Raw genomic sequence first — 16,928 nt, 5'->3', positions numbered from 1 at the left:
GCTAAGCGTCGGTTAATGCTTGATAAACAGCAAGCGTATTTTCAGTCATGGCTTCCAGTGTCATAGCTTGATGAGCAAAGACAATCGCCTCCTGCATCAGTCTTTGCCAATGAGCTGGGTTTTTCAGAAGACTTTCTAAGCGTCGACGAAAGGCTTTGCTATCTGCAATAGGGACAATTAAAGTTTTATCCAGCACTTCATTAGCAACCGGAACATCTGTTGATAAAATTGGCATATTTAACAGTAATGCTTCGCTACACACATAGGAGAAACCTTCTCGTCTGGAACTGATTAACACGCCATCACAGGACTGCATCAGTGAACTGACATCAGGTCGGTAGCCCGTTAGATGACAGTGTGTATGAGGGGATAGCTCCTGAATTTGTTTTTGTAGGCGATGTCTTTCCTTGCCTTCACCAATAATGAGCAAGTTCAAGTGCAGGCCGTCTATGGCCTCCAGCAATAAATCAAAACCTTTTGCTTCAACCAAACGACCAACAGCACATAATGTGGGTAAGTCAGGATTCAGCCCAAACTCTTTATACAGATTAATCTTTTTTACCTTTGGCGATGAAATGCCATTGTAGACAGTCACTGCATTCGGGGTATTCAACTGAGAGCGTAGCGTATGACTAACCGCGATAGCTTGATCCAGCTTGGCGTAATCTTTTACTTTGCTTTTGATGTTGTGTAGCGTTCCCACCGTTTTTGCTGAATGGAAATAGCGACATTTATTTAACACCGTCGTGGCTTTATTAGCCTGGGCATGCACAATATCGGCATGGGAGCGATGGATGAAATACAGCACCTTTAACCAGAGCCATGGATTATTTCGGCTTAGACGGGCATTTACCGGAAAACGCTGTATTTGCTCAGGTAAGGTATCTAAAAACTGAGGATCAGCAATAACGCTGACCTTGTGACTGGCTTTATTGAGGCTAATACAAAGTTCGCGAACATGTTTTTCCAGCCCACCCTCACCTCTGCTTAATAGGATCTGACAGATATTCACGATGCGGCGCTTTGCTGTAAAACGCGTTTATAGACTGATAGTGTGGTATCCAACATGGATTGCAAAATGAATGGATGGGATTCCGGCACCGTGGGTGGGGCAAGTAACCATTTCGTCGCTAAGCTGACAACTGCGGCTTTATCGCCGGTTCTCACTCTGCCTTCCGGTAACACCATCGAAAGTTGTTCTTCTACGCCGCCATGCGCATAGGCAATAACGGGAACACCCAGACTCAATGCTTCAATGGTCACTCGCCCAAAGGCTTCAGGTTGGAGTGATAGTGACATCACTAAACTTGAAATAGACATAATTTCTTTTAGATCACTTCGGTGACCAATGAAGCTGATATCGTTGATTACACCAAGTTCCGCCGCATGCTGCTGGAGTTCAGCTAAAAAGGCGGACTTTCCTTTTTTGGTTTCACCCACGATAAGTCCGTGCACATCTGAATAATATTTCTTGAGCTCAGCAATAATCTCAATAAAATCCGCCTGACCCTTCCAGCGTGTAATACGCCCTGGCAGCGTAATTATTAGTTTTCCCTGAGTTTGTGGAAAGCTTCGATACCAATGTTTCAGCCATTCGCTATCAGGTTCAAAACCATAAGGAAAATCGCGTCTGTCTATACCTCGGTAATTGAGGGTGAGATTGTCTTTGACCCCGTAATGGGTGGTGACATAATCACGAATTTTTTCTGATACAACAAATACATGCTCGCCCTTGGTCATGATTCTGCTGTAACCGTTGACAGAATAGGTACCGTGAACAGTAGTGATGAATTTAGGTCGTGATTGTTTGGGTAAAGATTTCCACGCTAAATAACATACCCATGCCGGCATACGTGAGCGGACATGCAAAATATCCACATGATTTTTCACAAGAAAGCGGCGAAGTCGTGGAATGAGACGGAATGTGGTCAGCGATTTTCTGCCAATATTCCAGTTGATATGCTCACTCCCTTGCCTGGTGAGTGTGTCAACTAAGCGTCCACCGGCTGAAATGACAAGCGAGCGATGGCCTTGGCTTGCCAAATAGTGTCCGACTTCCAATGTGCCTCGCTCAACGCCACCCGACTCAAGCGCAGGTAATACCTGAACAACTGTTAAACGTTCTGTCATTAAGGATTAACTGAGCTGCGGTATAGGTAGGGTTTGAGGTTGTACCGCTGCATCTAACCAGTGTTTCATGATCCAGTCTGCACAGCGTTCTGATTCCATAAATCCCGGAACAGGTTGCAGGCGGCTTTTATAATGACCCAAACTATCAAAGCGCACGGCGTAGCCTTCACCGACGAGTTTACTGAGTCCACGTGACACACGATTATCACGTTTGATGGGCATATTAAGAATGCCTACGGCCGTTTTGGCCGTGAGTGCCTCATATACCATTGAGACAGAGTCTTCGCTGATCCAGGTGCTATAACATGCCGCTAATTGGCGTGCTACCCAATTTCGGTCCGTTTCTTCAAACGGCACAATGGTCAGGTTATCCAGTTTAAAACCGAGCATATGAGTGGCGAAATTTGCAGGTGTACGGGGAGAGGTGGTCAGCGTATAGTGAATGCGTGGGTTTTGTTTACAAAGCTGAGTAACCTGCGAGATAAGTTGGCTTTCGTTCCAGTCACAGTGTTTGGATGGGCCACCAATCATTATCAGACCTTCGTTTTTTTGATGCTCACCAGCGGCATGGATAGGGTTAAGCACGCCTCGGGTTTCCAACACATTCCCACCACCTTGATAATAGTCATGTTCTGGTATTAAGCTAAGATCAAAAAACGACACAGGTAAGCTGGGCTGCATCAAGACAATCGTTTGCCCGCCATACACTTTTTTTGCTGCCAGCATGTGAAGATGCGTGCGATGACCTGCTCCGATGATGAGATCAGGTAATGGCAGTCCATGACCTGCAGGCCAGGTCGTACTCAGTAAGTCAAACACAGGTTGTAGACGACCACTTACCGGAATATCAAAACTTTCACAGGACATTTTGCGTTTCAGGGCATTGACCAAACCCAAGGACTGACTTTGATGACCGGGTTTTCCATCAGTGAGCCGCCAGATAATAATGGGTTCAGCGTTATTAGTATTCATGGTGACAGCACCTAAGATTAAATAAAAAGCAAAGTTGCCTTTGTCTAACAAGGCGATTTGCTGTGGACTATAGGGCTGGAGTATTAAAGTTTTATGAAATTGAGAGATACTTCGCACAAATAAATTAGGGAATGGTGTCTCTGGAAGAGTCTGGCGAGCTGAGTCATAGTGAGACAGCGGCATCAAAAGGAGTGAATATGATCGAGCGTGATGAAGATACATTTAGTGCGTTAAAGGAAATGGCTGAAGATGCGCAATTGAGCTCCCGTAACTACAATGATGAATTAATCGGACTCGAGTATTACAGTAATCTGGCCGTATTGAGTGATGAAGAGCTGAACTTATTAGTGAGTTTATGGCATGAGAAGTATGTGACCTGCCAAAAAGAGAAACTGGCGTCGCAATGGATGGTCATCCAGATCTTCATTCTTATTTTATTGGCAATCTATGTGGCTTGGGTATCAGGAGGAATTGCTGGTACGCTGATCAGTATTGTGGGTGTTATCGCCATGATCGCTATGATTGAAGATAAGCGGGTCGCTGTTGCCAAGCGGAATTTATCTGATGCCCGCCAAGTCTATCAAACACTGGGTGAACTCAAACAAAGCAGACAACGGTCTTACGAAAAACAACAACATCCCATTTGAAAAGAATAGTTTTAAACCCGTTTTATATTGTTTATATAACTAAAATTAAAGGAGATTTTATGACTACGGTGACATTAAAAGGTACACCTTTTGAGACTGTCGGTGAATTACCGGCTGTGGGAAGTAAGGCACCTGAATTTAGCCTGACAAAAGATGATTTGTCTGAATTAACACTGGCAGATTTATCTGGCCGCGTTGTGTTAAATGTTTTTCCGTCGGTAGATACGCCTACCTGTGCGATGTCAGTCAGACAATTTAATACAAAAGCAGCAGCACTGGATAACACCACTGTGGTTTGTGTTTCAAAAGACTTACCGTTTGCAATGGCTCGTTTTTGTGGAGCTGAAGGCATTGATAATGTAGTCACTGGCTCGGCTTTCCGTTCTTCATTTGCTGAGGATTACGGCTTATTAATGAAAGACGGACCGTTAGCCGGACTATGCTCACGCGTAGTTGTGATCATTGATGAAAACGGTAAAGTCGTTTACACAGAACAAGTCAGCGAAATTGCTGATGAACCTGATTATGAAAAAGCGTTATCTGCACTTAGCTAAGACGTGTGGTAACGGTCAAAGCCCTGTTTAACACTACGTTGAACAGGGCTTTTTTTTGCTTGAAAAAGTGAGCTGAACTTATTTTGCCGGAGGTGTGTAGATGATAAATCCGGATACACAATTATTTTCATCTGTGTCGGTGCTTGCTGAATTCCATCCTTTGGCAAGAGCGGTCCAGTTCTGGTCCGACAAAAATGGTCAGCACCATAGTAAAGTCGTTTATGAGCATATTGCTCCGACTGCGATGCAAGCGCTGGAAGTCGATATTGCCATTATTGCGGATCAACTCGGTAAAGCGTCACTGCCAGATTTTTATCAGTTTTGCAGTGATATTGAATTGATCTTTCACGGTGCACAGCCATCGGGTCCCGTCGCTGCTATATCTGATATTGACTGGCTAAGGTTAAGACGTATCTCAATCTATGCTCAGTACTGGAAAAACAGGAATCCTGCAGAAGTGAATAAGCTATTAAGTTTTGTGATGGGAATTCCCCTTTATAGTCAGATTGTTGCTCAACTCATCGCTTCGGAAAAGAGTGACAGTAAACAGGGGATACTGCAGGGAATCACTTTGTCAGGCGGTGTTTATCTGGTAGGCGTGGAACGCTATAAACAGCTTTTTAGGCGGGAAATAGATCAAGCATTTAATGAAGCAAAAGTCCTGGTTTCAGCCTTTCGGGGTACACATGAAGAAAATGCGGCTGAACTGATCAACAGTATGGTTGAAGCAGCATTACCTAAATGAGGTTGAAAATTAACCTAGCTTTTAAGTCAGGTATAACTTTTGCTCTTTTTATTAACGACAACGTTCTTTTTGCTAAAACCTGATGGGGGGACTGATGAAGGACATATGGAAAGACTACGATCCGGGATCATTTTTTGATGAACTCATGTTTGCAAAACATCAGCCCAGAGCATTCAGTTTTAAGTTACTTGAATACTTGCGTTGCATGGAAAAAGAAGCCTTTACGCAGCGTGTTAAAGAGTCAGAAGTGGAAATGCTGGAGCGTGGTATTACCTTCACCATATATAGTGATGCAGGGAATATAGACCGGGCTTGGCCGTTCGATATTATTCCCCGCGCTATCCCCAAAGGTGAGTGGGAACGCACCGAAAAGGGGCTGAAACAACGTATTCGTGCCTTAAATCAGTTCATTCAGGATATTTATAACGAAGGTAACATTATCAACGATGGCATTATGCCAGCCGAAGTGGTTTATCAGTCAAAAGGCTACCGTAAAGAATGCCATGGTATGACGCCTGCTCATGGAGTCTGGGCAAATATTTGTGGTTCTGATCTGGTACGTGATCATGAAGGTACTTTATATGTGCTTGAGGATAATTTACGGGTACCTTCGGGCGTGGCTTATATGCTTGAAAACAGAAAAACCACTAAACGCGTTTTCCCCGAGTTATTCAAATTATTAAATATTAGTCCTGTTGATGCTTATCCTGAGCATTTAGCTGAAATGCTCGCTTCATTACGCCCGGATTTATCTAACCCCACTATGGCTTTGTTGACGCCAGGCATCTACAACTCTGCCTATTTTGAGCATGCGTTTCTGGCTCAGCAGGCAGGTTTGATTTTACTGGAAGGAGCCGATCTGCTGGTGGGTGATGACGACTATGTCTATATGAAAACGATTCATGGTCTTGAGCGTGTTGACGTGATTTATCGCCGTATCGATGATGATTTTATTGATCCGGAAGTCTTTCGCCCTGATTCGATGTTGGGGGTACCGGGCATCATGCGTTCATGGCGTGCTGGTAAGGTAGCGATTGCTAATGCGCCCGGTTGCGGGGTTGCTGATGACAAAGTCATTTATGCCTATGTGCCCGATATGATCCGCTATTACCTGAATGAAGAGCCTATCTTAAGTAATGTGCCTACCTGGTTATGTCGTAATGATGAGGATCTGCAGCACGTGCTTCAACACCTTCCTGAGTTAGTGGTCAAGCCTGCGAATCAGTCGGGTGGTTACGGTATGCTGGTCGGGCCACATTCTTCTGCGGAGAAAGTGGAAGAGTTTCGTGATTTACTAATCAATGATCCAAAAAATTATATTGCTCAGCCCACCTTGAGTTTATCGGTATCTCCCACCTGTTGTGATGAAACCATCGCTCCCCGTCATGTTGATTTGAGGCCTTTCATCCTCTCTGGAGATGATGTTTATGTCACACCTGGCGGGCTAACCCGTGTGGCGATGGTCAAAGGTTCATTAGTAGTTAACTCATCTCAGGGTGGAGGAAGTAAAGATACCTGGATTGTCGATGAAAGCCGCCAGCTTGTGGAGGAAGACTAATGTTATCCCGTGTTGCTGAAAGGGTTTACTGGTTAGCACGTTATCTGGAACGTGTAGAAAACACGGCTCGTTTAATTAATGTGCATACCGCATTGTTAATGGACTTACCGGAACATATGGAAGTGAACTGGTTTACCTTAGTGACCATTTTTGATGCGGAGCAGCTTTATTACGCTAAACACCCCCGCGAAAATGAATATGACATCATGCATTTTCTGTTGTCTGATCCCAGCTATGGTGGCTCACTTATCAATAATTTATCTGCTGTCAGAGAAAATGCCCGGACGTCACTTGATGTGCTGCCAGAGGAAGTGTGGGAGCAAGTCAACGAGCTGCACCTGTTAGTGAAAAGCGAATTATCATCTATTGGAAACAGGCGCAGAAGACAGAAGTTATTACTCACTATTATGGAGTCTTGTCAGTGTATATGGGGTATGATTGCTAATCATATGAGCCGTAATTACGCCTATGATTTTTTACAAGCAGGTAAACATCTTGAGCGGGCAGATATGACAAGCCGAATACTTGAGCTCGCTACTTTATTAATGTCAGATAATCGTAGTGATGCTTTAAGGCAGCATGAAGGTATTTTGTGGGCGACCTTGCTTAGAGTGTTAAATGCTCAGCAGATGTATATTCAGGCACATAATTCGTCACTAAAGGGCGAGAAAGTACTCACGTTCTTAATTCAGGATAAAGCCTTCCCTCGTTCATTAAGTTTTTCGGTCAATTCTATAGGCAATTACCTGGAGTATTTACCGGGTGAGAAACAAGTACTGGAACAGCAGATTGAGATTTTGACACGATTACAGGACTACAGTGCGGAGAAAAATCCACCGGAAACCATACGACTGATGATGGATGAGTTACAGATTTTGTTAAATCGTTTGAATACCAGCATTACCAGTAATTGGTTTTATCCGGATTATTCAGTCTCATGAGACGTTTCTTTTGCCAGTGTGGGCAAGAAATCTTTTTTGAAAACACGCACTGTGGCGTCTGTGGCAGTCAATTAGGCTTTATTCCTGAGCTGCAACAACTCTCCAGTCTGCAAGAAGATGACAATGCCTGGCTGATGACGGACCTTTTTCCGTTACAACGTTATCGCAGTTGTTTTCACCGTGACCATGAGCTGGCTTGTAACTGGTTAATCCCGGCTGATTCACCCAACACGCAGTGTATTTCCTGTGCCTTGACCAGAACGATACCGATGTTGACCCAGCCGGATAATTGGCGTCGTTGGCGCACGCTGGAAGCAGCCAAACGCCGTATGATTTATGGTTTACTCAGATTAAATTTGCCAATTAACGCTTTTTATCAAGGTTATGAGCACGGGCTGGTATTTGATTTTCTTGAAGATCAGCGAACGAATCCTGACTTAGCCCTTGAACATGTGTTGAGTGGTCATAGCCAAGGTGTGATTACGCTCAATGCTGCCGAGGCGGATGGTAGCTTCAGGGAAGCCACCCGTGAAGCGATGAATGAATCTTATCGAACTTTGCTGGGCCATTTTCGTCATGAGATTGGCCACTACTATTGGGACATCTTGATTAAAGAGACAGAACATTACGCCATTTTCTGCGATGTATTCGGTTTTACTGAACAAGATTATCAAAGCAGTTTAAATAGCTATTACAGTGATGGGCCGGCGACGGATTGGCCGGAGTTTTATCTGTCTGCATACGCCAGCGCTCACCCAATGGAAGACTGGGCAGAAACGTGGTCACATTATCTGATGATGAGTGACACTATGGAAACAGCGGTGGCTTATGGGCTGATTGACCATTTTGATTATGCCAGTGATTTTGATGTATTGATGACAGACTGGTTGTCGCTGGTGGTGAAAATGAATGCATTAAACCGAAGTGTGGGTAATACAGATGCCTACCCTTTTGTCGTGTCAGCCTCGGTGAGAAAAAAACTGAAATTTATTCATCAGCTGCTGAATCCGTTGAAAAAGACTCGGGAATCCGTGGCATTTCTTTAAATGCCTGATTCAGTTTATTACCCCATTCACGACGTAAATTAATCAAAAAAGCATCTTCCGTATCAAATCGATAGTGATGTTTAAACGCTAAGCTATCGGTTTCATATATCAATACTTCAATAGGTGGCCCAACACTGACATTACTCTTCATGGTCGAATCCATGGAGATTAAGGAGCAGGTGGCGGCATCCGTTAACGAGGTTTTCATTGTCAGAAAGCGATCTAGCACGGGTTTACCGTATTTGCTTTCACCAATCTGCAGATAGGGTGTTTCGCGACTGGTGGTGATGTGATTGCCTTGGGGATAAATCAAAAAAGCCTGCGGCGGTTGGCCTTTGATTTGGCCTGCCATCAATAAAGTGGCATCGGGTGAAAAGCCGGACTGCTGGTCTTCGCTATACCGTTTGATACGCTGGCTTAATACATCACCTACATAATCGGCAGTATCGGATAGATAATGAGTCGTATTGAGGCTGGTTTCATTATCTTCACGCAGATCCCGGTTGAGCTGTTCTATCACACATTGCGTGGTAGCCAGATTACCCGCGCTTAGAATGGCGATACAGCGATCAGCCTTTGTACTGAAACGAAACATCTTGCTGTATGTGCTGACCTGATCAATACCTGCGTTGGTTCTTGAGTCGGAGGTAAGCACCAATCCTTTATCTAGTGATATGGCAATACAATAGGTCATAGTCGTTCCAGTAATGGCTGCGATTAAAGATAGTCAAAAATAAGAGATTGAGCAATCCTGATTTATTGCTCACGACAAAAGAATGGAACCCGTTGATGGGCTGCTGAGTCGTTACAGTATGAATCGATGTATTAACAGCGCTGTTAACTCGCATTCACATGTGAAATATTATCTCGGATATGACGTCTGAATTCACCTTTTTAACGGAGTAAATGATGGAATCAATAAAAACTTTTATTGAAGAGATCAGCTGGTCTGCCATTATTACTGCCAGCTTGCGAATGGTGCTTATCTTTATTATTGCCTGGGTGGCGACGTGGTTGATGAAATCGGCACTGCAGCGCTTTGAAGTAAGACTGGTCGGGAAGGCGACCGCGAGGGGCGAGTCTTCATTGGAATCCAGAAAGCGCATCGAAACCATTGTCAGATTGTTAAAACAAGCCGGCCTATTGGCAATATGGATTACTTTTTTCCTGATTATATTAAGAGAAATTGGCGTGGAAGTCGGACCGCTTATTGCCAGTGCCGGGATTGTCGGCTTGGCGATTGGCTTTGGGGCGCAAAACCTGGTGAGGGATGTGATTTCAGGCTTTTTTATGATTCTGGAAAATCAGATACGGGTCGGTGATGTGGCCGTGATTAATGGTACCGGTGGTTTAGTAGAGGCCATTAATTTCCGCACCACCGTATTACGCGATTTGGCCGGTATTGTGCACTTTTTTCCAAATGGCACGATTACCACACTAAGTAATATGACGACTGAATGGTCAGCTTATGTGTTTGATATCGGCGTGGCGTATAAAGAAAATACCGATGAGGTAATAGAAGTCATTCGGGAAGTCGCTGATGGGCTGATGGCTGACGAAGATATGAAAAACTTGATTCTTGAACCACCCGAGATTTTTGGTGTGGATAAACTCGATAATTCGGCAGTGATTATTAAGGGCAGAATCAAAACGCTGCCCATTCAACAGTGGACGGTTGGTCGAGAGTTTTTAAGACGCATCAAGCTGAGCTTTGATGAGAAAAATATTGAAATTCCATTCCCTCACAGTACGATTTATTTCGGCGAAGCCAGTAAACCATTTGACGTGAAATTGATGGAAGCAGCCGCGAATCAATCAAAAGAGACATAACCCCATTTACCCTCATGTTTGACCGGTGCCAAGCCGTTATTAAACGGTTTGGCATCATCATACTGAGGAGGAATGACCAGCTCACCACGTTGGTTGATATAACCATAATCCCAGTAATCTAAGGTGACGGCTGCCAGCCCTTCCTGAAAAGACTGGCCCCATTTATATTGAGGTTCGATAACAAGCTTGCCCGTTGCATCCAGATAGCCGACTTTTCCGGCTTTTTCTACTCTGGCCAGACCATCTCTATATGACCAGGCATTATCATAAACCGGGCTGACTAGCTCATTTCCTTGTATATCAATATAGCCATATTTGCCATTATGCATCACCACGGCTTTACCTTCACTAAAGGGCTGAGCGTGCTCATATTCTTTATCATTTAATAAAGTGCCGTCTTGAGATATAAACCTCCAGCTTTGATTGTTACTGACTAAGGCGCGCTGCTCATTAAAAGAGTAAACAGTGTCGTATTTGGGGGTAATCATCATATGACCTTGAGTGTCTACATAGCCCCAACCATCATTTGTTTTCACCGCTGCCAGGCCGCCACTAAAGCGCTTTGTGTCACGAAATTTTGCCTGAACAACCCATCTGCCTTGTTCATCAATAAATCCCCAGGAGCCATATTGTTTCACAGCGGCTTTGCCTTCCTGAAAGATGTCAGCTTTATCAAACCGGGGAGAGATCACCCACTCACCTTTTGTATTAATGAATCCCCACTTATCTTCTTCTAATACAGCTGCTAAGCCTTCATTAAAAGAGGTTAGTTTCTTAAATATGGCAGGAATGACTATCTGACCACTGGTATCAATAAAACCCCAGCGCTGATCAATGCGGATTGGCGCAAGTCCCTCATTAAACGCTTTTATTTCAATGTGTTTTTGAGGCGGCAGAATAAATTCACCAACCGTGTTGATAAGACCAACATAAGGTATGCCTTGTTTATTCTGTACAACAATAGCGGTGTCTTGATAGAAGGGGCTAACGGCATCAAAGTCATAATTAATGACTATCTTATTTGCCATGGCAGCAGAGAATGGCATGAGAGAGAAAGTCAGAAGGATTTTAATCATAAAACGTTTCATCATCATCACCTTTGACGTTGATTGTTAACTTGAGTCTCTGCCGCTTAACGTGAATTTCACGTGAACCTAATAACAATATAAATCAAAGGTTTATTTTATATTTGTAGAGCTTTCAGAAATGGGTTGTCGATGTTAATCAGAGGGCGTTATTGGCAGGTTTTTCAACGGACAGTGACGGCACTGATGGTATCGCTATGTAATGCTTGTTCACCCGTGACGGTATTAAATGCACTGGTACCAGAAGATGGTTATCAAAAAATAGCGGACCAGGCTTATGGTACGAGCCAAAGACAAAAGCTGGATATTTATCTGCCTGGAGCAGCTACATTCAAACAACCACTGAAGACAATCGTATTCTTTTACGGTGGCAGTTGGGACTCAGGTGATAAAGCTGATTATAAGTTTGTTGCAGAAGCGCTGACATCTGCTGGCTATATTGTCATCATTCCTGATTATCGTTTGTATCCTGAAGTGGTCTTCCCTGAATTTGTCGATGATGCCGCACGGTCGATGGCTTGGGTGTTTGAACATATTCGTGACTACGGTGGTGACAAACAACAGGTATTTATTGCCGGGCATTCGGCCGGGGCACATATTGCAGCATTATTAAGCTTGAATGCATCATATTTGGCTAACTACGGTTATAAGCCAACAGATATTCAAGGCATGATTGGTTTGGCCGGGCCCTATGATTTCTTGCCTTTAAAGAGTCAGCGCTTGAAGCATATCTTTGGCCCTGAACCAGAGCGCTGGCAAAGTCAGCCGATTCAGTTTGTTGATGGTGAAAACCCGCCAATGTTACTGATGGTAGGTAACAAGGACCACACGGTGTTACCCAGGAACAGTATTAATCTGGCTGCAGAGATTAAGCGGAAAAACGGTCCGGTTCAGCTTGTCGAGTTTGAAGCACTAAATCACGTAGCCATGGTTTCTCATCTGGCTAAACCTTTAAGAGGCGATGATAAGCTCAGGCAAACCATTATTGAATTTATTAATCAGTTTTAGGCGTAGGGGCGGGTAATAAAGGTAATTGGCTAAAAGCGGGACAGATCGTGATGCTCAACCCTGAGTCTATTTGATGCTTACCTTCCACTGCAAATAAGGGATAAGACTGACCTGCTGAAAGCTGTGTTGCCGGTAACGTCAATAAGATCTGTTTATTATTAATGGCCATGGTTTCTATAGGCAGCCAATCATCACCAGACTTGAGCAGCCATTTTTTTTCTGGACTATCCACCGTTCCAGATAAGGTCACTGTTTCGGTTGTTCTGACGCAGCCAGAGGGTGATAGGGTCAATGATGAGGATTTGTCAGAATTTAGCGGTGTAAAACGATTTACGCTAGGTTTTGTTACGGCTCTAACATCAGTGTCAGCATTCGCTTTTGATACAAACATTAGCAGAGAGGCCAAGAAACAAGGCACTGTTAAAAACAGTGCCTTGTTGTTTAAATTAATCATATTCAGGCAGAAATACCTTTTGATGTCATCACAATCATCTTTTCAACCTGCATATCTTCCATTGTGTAAGGAATACCACCTGTACCTAAACCGGAGTGTTTTAAACCGGCAAAAGGCATCCAGTCGACACGAAATGCGGTGTGTTCATTAATCATCACAGCCGACGCATCGAGCTTGTCAGCCACATACATCGCCGCATTTAACTCGCGACTGTATACCGAGGCCTGAAAGGCAAAGGGCAGACTGTTAGCCGCCGCCAGAGCCTCATCAACATCATCAAATGGATACACATTGACGACAGGGCCAAACACTTCAGATGTGGTGACTTTGGCATTCGCTGGTGGGTTGAATAACACCGTTGGTGCGTAACAATTATCAGCTAATGCTTTACCACCGCACAGACATTCAGCACCAGAGTTAATGGCTTCCTTCACCCAATCATCAATCCGGGTTAGCTCAGATTTTTTGATAATTGGGCCCACTTCCGTATCGGCTGATACCGGATCACCCACTTTAAGCTGTTTGGCCGCTTCCGCTAATTTTTCTGCCAATTGTCTGGCAATAGAGCGATGAGCATAGATCCGTTGTACAGAGACGCACACCTGGCCTGCATGATAAAAACTACCTTTGCTAAGTCCTGGAATGGCGGCATCAACATCAGCATCTTTGGTCACAATAACCGGAGCGACACCCCCATGCTCAAGGGCGCATCGTGTGCCGGGGGCGAGTTTTGAGCGTAAATACCAGCCCACTTTAGCGCTACCGATAAAGCTCAGAAAGGCCACACGATCATCGGTGACCAGAGATTCGGTATCTTCGTGACTTTCCGTCAGTAGAGCCTGACACCAGCCCTCTGGCAAACCGGCTTTATGGAATATTTCCACCAGGCGGAAACAGGATAAAGGTGTTTTTTCGGCAGGTTTTACAATGACCGGGCAACCTGTGGCAATCGCCGGACCGACCTGATGAGCGATAAGATTAAGTGGATGATTAAATGCGCTGATGGCAACCACCACACCAATTGGTTCTTTACGTATTGTGGTTAAACGGTGTTGTGAGGCTGGATTAATACCCATGGGAATCGTATGCGGTGCATCATTTCGCAAGCCATCAATACAGGCACGAATACTATCAATACAGCGATTCATTTCGACCTGAGAATCAATAAGAGGTTTACCACCTTCTTCAGCCGCACCGACAGCGAGACTGTCTGCCTCTGCTTTCATCATCTCAACGGCTTTTTCGAGAATGGCAATACGTTCAACAACCTTAAGCCACTGTGATCGGTCTTTAAATAGCGAATGTGCCGTGGTTAAGGCTTTATCAATATCCGCTTTATTTGCTTGATCGACAGTGCCGAGTAATTGTTCATTAAAGGGCGAGAAGACTTCCGCCCGGGAAGCTTCCGTTTTTGATAAACCAGCGATCTTCAACGGAAAATGGGGCGTGGTCATTATATAAGCTCCTTATAAAATACAGATTTTTTGTTTCAGGCCTTCACTAAGGATGGAGTAATTCAGCGAGTAATCAACAGCCAGATCAATCAGGTGAACCCCTTTGGCATTGAGAGCGTAATCAAGGGTTTTGACGAACTCGGCATGACTGGTGGGTCTGTGACCAATCGCGCCATAGCTATCGGCATATTTCACAAAATCAGGGTTATTAAAGTTAAGGCCATAATCTTCAAAGCCCATACCTTCTTGTTTCCACTTGATCATGCCATAGGCGTTGTCGTTGAATATCAACACGACCAAATCAAGGCCCAGTCTGACAGCGGTTTCCATTTCTTGTGAATTCATCATAAAACCGCCATCACCACAGACAGCCATGACTTTATGATCCGGATTCAGCATTTTCGCCATCATCGCGGTGGATAGTCCTGCTCCCATTGTGGCGAGGGCGTTGTCCAGCAGCAGTGAATTGTAGTAATAGCTAGGATAGTTTCGAGCAAACCAGATTTTGTATACCCCATTATCCAGAGCGAGGATATCTTCTTCACCCATGGCTTCACGAATAATGCGTACTGCACTCTGCGGCAGGATAGGGAAGCGTTCATCATCGCTGTATTTGGACAGCCGTTCATTTACTTCTTGTTTTACTCTGTAGTAATACGAAAAGTCCCAATGTGGTTGAACTGTTAAACCCGTACGCAGACGATTAATGGAGGTGGCGATATCACCGACTACATCGAGTTGGGGGAAGTAAACAGGATCAATTTCAGCGGCATGGAAATTAATATGAATGACTTGAGCGCCGCCATCTTTCATGAAGAAAGGCGGTTTTTCTACTTCATCGTGACCCACATTAATAATCAGATCCGCTCGTTCAATAGCACAGTGTAAGAAGTCCGATTCTGACAACGCAGCGGTACCCAGATAGCTATCATGCCGCTCATCAATCACGCCTTTGCCCAGTTGCGTGTTGAAAAAGGGAATACCGGTATGTTCGACAAATTTTGTTAAAGCAGCACTGGCTCGTTTACGGTTGGCTCCGGCACCGATTAGTAGTAGAGGCATTGACGCCTCTTCAATCATTTTCAAAGCATGTTGAATCGTGCGGTTATCGGCGTCCGGACGGCGGATAGTTTCAACCGTGTATATACGCTGATGAGCTTCTTCCGCAGCAATGTCCTCCGGAAGTTCAATATGAACTGCGCCGGGGCGTTCTTCGACGGCGATACGGAAAGCCTCACGAACAGTGGCGGCGATAGTGCTGCCATGCACGACTTGTTTGGTGAACTTAGTGATCGGGCGCAGCATATTGACCACATCCACAATCTGAAACAAGGCTTGTTTGCTTTCTTTGATGGGTTTTTGCCCGGTAATGATCAACATCGGCATACCACCTAGTTGTGCATAAGCGGCAGGGGTGACCAGATTGGTTGCGCCAGGCCCAAGTGTCGATAAACATACACCAGGTTTACCAGTTAGCCGCCCGTAGTTGGCTGCCATGAATCCTGCGCCTTGTTCGTGACGAGTAATAATCAGCCTGATAGAGGAATGCTTTAATGAATCAAGAAAATCCAGATTTTCTTCGCCGGGAATGCCGAAGATATATTCGACCCCTTCGTTTTCCAGTGCTTTGACGAGTAGGTCTGATGTTTTCATGATGCGTCCTTATCCGTTGGTTTCAGGGGGCCGATCTGTTTTCTGTTAACTTGATTATATAGTGATAATTCAGCTTACCGCTATGGGTTAATAATGCCAATTTCAACCCGACGGTTCATCGCACGCCCTTGTGAGGTCAGGTTTGAGCGAATAGGTCTGGTATCGGCATACGCTTCAACTCTGAATTGTTCGGGTTGTAAGCCTTTATTACCCAATAATGCATGCACTACTGATGTTGCCCTCGCTGCGGATAACTCCCAGTTCGACCGATAATTTAAGTTGCTCAGTGGGACGTTATCTGTATGTCCTGCGACTACAAAAGTAGTATTGAGTTCCGTCAGAACATCCGAGATATGAGCAATAACTGGCAATATCCCGGATTTTAAAGTTGCTTGTCCCGAGGGAAAAGAAGCATTTTCATTAATGCGAATAATGACCCGGTCATCAATAGTTTCCAGACTCAGCTGCCCTGCTGTAATCGCTTTGATGAATTTTTTCTGTAGCGTTGCCATTAGGCTATTCAATTTTGCTCTCTGATACAAATTGGCATCATGAATTTTGATGACACGTTCATCGTTCAGGCTTTCTTGGAAGATCTTAGAGAGCGGTGATGGTGTATCTGTAGGAGATGGGGAGAAGGTCTGTTTAATGATACTGGTGGCTTTGACGATCTCTTCGGGCGTATCTTTTTTTACGCCAAAAGCATTCTCCATCGAGCGAACCACGACTTTGTATTTAAGTGCGTCAATTTCAGCCATACTGAGCAGCAATACAAAAAAGCAAAGTAACAAAGTCATAAGATCAGCGAAAGTGGCTAAATAGCGAGGGATTCCACTGCTTTGTTTCTTCAT

At 44.5% G+C, this 16,928-nt stretch carries 17 protein-coding genes; 8 read left to right on the top strand and 9 right to left on the bottom strand.

The features are described from left to right. Position 1: 1 nt before the first annotated feature. The 3 genes from B2248_RS10730 to B2248_RS10720 are packed head-to-tail and all read right to left on the bottom strand — an operon-like array spanning position 2 to position 3,102. Entirely contained in the window at positions 2-1,012 is a 1,011-nt protein-coding gene (locus tag B2248_RS10730; RefSeq protein ID WP_273179110.1) for a glycosyltransferase, read from the bottom strand. Then, positions 1,009-2,130 carry a glycosyltransferase family 4 protein gene (locus B2248_RS10725; RefSeq protein WP_273179107.1) on the bottom strand — a complete coding sequence of 374 codons (1,122 nt, stop codon included), beginning with the start codon at positions 2,128-2,130 and terminating at the stop codon, positions 1,009-1,011. Before B2248_RS10725 ends, B2248_RS10730 begins: the two co-directional genes overlap by 4 nt. Positions 2,131-2,136: 6 nt before the next feature. Continuing rightward, positions 2,137-3,102, bottom strand: a complete 966-nt coding sequence (locus tag B2248_RS10720; protein WP_273179105.1) for a mitochondrial fission ELM1 family protein — start codon at positions 3,100-3,102, stop codon at positions 2,137-2,139. Positions 3,103-3,299: 197 nt separating this feature from the next. Between B2248_RS10720 and B2248_RS10715 the strand changes: the two genes are divergently transcribed. The 6 genes from B2248_RS10715 (at position 3,300) to B2248_RS10690 (ending at position 8,593) form a co-directional block, all read left to right on the top strand. Beyond that, positions 3,300-3,749 (top strand): hypothetical protein, encoded by a 450-nt coding sequence (locus B2248_RS10715; protein ID WP_273179102.1) that lies wholly within the window; start codon positions 3,300-3,302, stop codon positions 3,747-3,749. Positions 3,750-3,808: 59 nt separating this feature from the next. Continuing rightward, on the top strand, positions 3,809-4,303 hold the full coding sequence (gene tpx / locus B2248_RS10710) for a thiol peroxidase (RefSeq protein ID WP_273179100.1): 495 nt from the start codon (positions 3,809-3,811) through the stop codon (positions 4,301-4,303). Between the two features lie 100 nt (positions 4,304-4,403). Then, positions 4,404-5,048, top strand: coding sequence for a hypothetical protein (locus B2248_RS10705; protein ID WP_273179097.1), 645 nt, complete (start codon positions 4,404-4,406; stop codon positions 5,046-5,048). A gap of 94 nt (positions 5,049-5,142) precedes the next feature. Continuing rightward, positions 5,143-6,606 (top strand): circularly permuted type 2 ATP-grasp protein, encoded by a 1,464-nt coding sequence (locus tag B2248_RS10700; protein WP_273179095.1) that lies wholly within the window; start codon positions 5,143-5,145, stop codon positions 6,604-6,606. Beyond that, positions 6,606-7,547, top strand: a complete 942-nt coding sequence (locus B2248_RS10695) for an alpha-E domain-containing protein (protein WP_273179092.1) — start codon at positions 6,606-6,608, stop codon at positions 7,545-7,547. Before B2248_RS10700 ends, B2248_RS10695 begins: the two co-directional genes overlap by 1 nt. After that, positions 7,544-8,593 (top strand): zinc-binding metallopeptidase family protein, encoded by a 1,050-nt coding sequence (locus tag B2248_RS10690; RefSeq protein WP_273179089.1) that lies wholly within the window; start codon positions 7,544-7,546, stop codon positions 8,591-8,593. The genes B2248_RS10695 and B2248_RS10690 overlap by 4 nt, the downstream gene beginning before the upstream one ends. On the opposite strand, the gene B2248_RS10685 is transcribed toward B2248_RS10690, so the two are convergent. Continuing rightward, on the bottom strand, positions 8,535-9,287 hold the full coding sequence (locus B2248_RS10685) for a proteasome-type protease (RefSeq protein ID WP_040576138.1): 753 nt from the start codon (positions 9,285-9,287) through the stop codon (positions 8,535-8,537). The two genes, B2248_RS10690 and B2248_RS10685, sit on opposite strands and share 59 nt — an antisense overlap. Positions 9,288-9,502: 215 nt before the next feature. On the opposite strand from B2248_RS10685, the gene B2248_RS10680 reads away from it, so the two are divergent. Then, complete coding sequence (locus B2248_RS10680; RefSeq protein ID WP_273179084.1) at positions 9,503-10,423, top strand: mechanosensitive ion channel family protein; 921 nt, start codon at positions 9,503-9,505, stop codon at positions 10,421-10,423. On the opposite strand, the gene B2248_RS10675 is transcribed toward B2248_RS10680, so the two are convergent. Beyond that, the gene (locus tag B2248_RS10675; RefSeq protein ID WP_273270584.1) at positions 10,405-11,511 is read right to left on the bottom strand and encodes a WG repeat-containing protein; all 1,107 of its coding nucleotides are present in this window, start codon (positions 11,509-11,511) and stop codon (positions 10,405-10,407) included. The two genes, B2248_RS10680 and B2248_RS10675, sit on opposite strands and share 19 nt — an antisense overlap. A 129-nt stretch (positions 11,512-11,640) precedes the next feature. Here B2248_RS10675 and B2248_RS10670 point away from each other — a divergent pair, with 129 nt between their 5' ends. Further along, positions 11,641-12,516, top strand: a complete 876-nt coding sequence (locus B2248_RS10670; RefSeq protein WP_007144318.1) for an alpha/beta hydrolase — start codon at positions 11,641-11,643, stop codon at positions 12,514-12,516. Here B2248_RS10670 and B2248_RS10665 read toward each other — a convergent pair. The 4 genes from B2248_RS10665 to B2248_RS10650 all read right to left on the bottom strand — a co-directional run bounded on the left by B2248_RS10665 (position 12,503) and on the right by B2248_RS10650 (position 16,928). Then, on the bottom strand, positions 12,503-12,907 hold the full coding sequence (locus B2248_RS10665) for a hypothetical protein (RefSeq protein ID WP_273179079.1): 405 nt from the start codon (positions 12,905-12,907) through the stop codon (positions 12,503-12,505). The two genes, B2248_RS10670 and B2248_RS10665, sit on opposite strands and share 14 nt — an antisense overlap. Positions 12,908-12,972: 65 nt before the next feature. Further along, positions 12,973-14,424 (bottom strand): aldehyde dehydrogenase family protein, encoded by a 1,452-nt coding sequence (locus B2248_RS10660; protein ID WP_273179078.1) that lies wholly within the window; start codon positions 14,422-14,424, stop codon positions 12,973-12,975. Between the two features lie 12 nt (positions 14,425-14,436). Further along, complete coding sequence (locus B2248_RS10655; RefSeq protein WP_007144321.1) at positions 14,437-16,077, bottom strand: acetolactate synthase large subunit; 1,641 nt, start codon at positions 16,075-16,077, stop codon at positions 14,437-14,439. Between the two features lie 80 nt (positions 16,078-16,157). Continuing rightward, positions 16,158-16,928 (bottom strand): flagellar motor protein MotB, encoded by a 771-nt coding sequence (locus B2248_RS10650; RefSeq protein WP_007144322.1) that lies wholly within the window; start codon positions 16,926-16,928, stop codon positions 16,158-16,160.

Source organism: Methylophaga sp. UBA2012 (genome assembly GCF_002335235.1).
Taxonomy (GTDB): Bacteria; Pseudomonadota; Gammaproteobacteria; order Nitrosococcales; family Methylophagaceae; genus Methylophaga; species Methylophaga thalassica.
The sequence above is the reverse complement of the archived record's forward strand: the minus strand, read 5'-3'. Positions and strand labels throughout refer to the sequence as shown.

Excerpts from the sequence above, each read along its gene's own strand:
- B2248_RS10695 (WP_273179092.1), top strand. The coding sequence starts at position 6,606 with ATGTTATCCCGTGTTGCTGAAAGGGTTTACTGGTTAGCACGTTATCTG.
- B2248_RS10725 (WP_273179107.1), bottom strand. The coding sequence starts at position 2,130 with ATGACAGAACGTTTAACAGTTGTTCAGGTATTACCTGCGCTTGAGTCG.
- B2248_RS10680 (WP_273179084.1), top strand. The coding sequence starts at position 9,503 with ATGGAATCAATAAAAACTTTTATTGAAGAGATCAGCTGGTCTGCCATT.
- B2248_RS10650 (WP_007144322.1), bottom strand. The coding sequence starts at position 16,928 with ATGAAGAAACAAAGCAGTGGAATCCCTCGCTATTTAGCCACTTTCGCT.
- tpx (WP_273179100.1), top strand. The coding sequence starts at position 3,809 with ATGACTACGGTGACATTAAAAGGTACACCTTTTGAGACTGTCGGTGAA.
- B2248_RS10665 (WP_273179079.1), bottom strand. The coding sequence starts at position 12,907 with ATGTTTGTATCAAAAGCGAATGCTGACACTGATGTTAGAGCCGTAACA.
- B2248_RS10660 (WP_273179078.1), bottom strand. The coding sequence starts at position 14,424 with ATGACCACGCCCCATTTTCCGTTGAAGATCGCTGGTTTATCAAAAACG.
- B2248_RS10715 (WP_273179102.1), top strand. The coding sequence starts at position 3,300 with ATGATCGAGCGTGATGAAGATACATTTAGTGCGTTAAAGGAAATGGCT.
- B2248_RS10675 (WP_273270584.1), bottom strand. The coding sequence starts at position 11,511 with ATGAAACGTTTTATGATTAAAATCCTTCTGACTTTCTCTCTCATGCCA.
- B2248_RS10705 (WP_273179097.1), top strand. The coding sequence starts at position 4,404 with ATGATAAATCCGGATACACAATTATTTTCATCTGTGTCGGTGCTTGCT.
- B2248_RS10690 (WP_273179089.1), top strand. The coding sequence starts at position 7,544 with ATGAGACGTTTCTTTTGCCAGTGTGGGCAAGAAATCTTTTTTGAAAAC.
- B2248_RS10655 (WP_007144321.1), bottom strand. The coding sequence starts at position 16,077 with ATGAAAACATCAGACCTACTCGTCAAAGCACTGGAAAACGAAGGGGTC.
- B2248_RS10670 (WP_007144318.1), top strand. The coding sequence starts at position 11,641 with ATGTTAATCAGAGGGCGTTATTGGCAGGTTTTTCAACGGACAGTGACG.
- B2248_RS10685 (WP_040576138.1), bottom strand. The coding sequence starts at position 9,287 with ATGACCTATTGTATTGCCATATCACTAGATAAAGGATTGGTGCTTACC.
- B2248_RS10720 (WP_273179105.1), bottom strand. The coding sequence starts at position 3,102 with ATGAATACTAATAACGCTGAACCCATTATTATCTGGCGGCTCACTGAT.
- B2248_RS10700 (WP_273179095.1), top strand. The coding sequence starts at position 5,143 with ATGAAGGACATATGGAAAGACTACGATCCGGGATCATTTTTTGATGAA.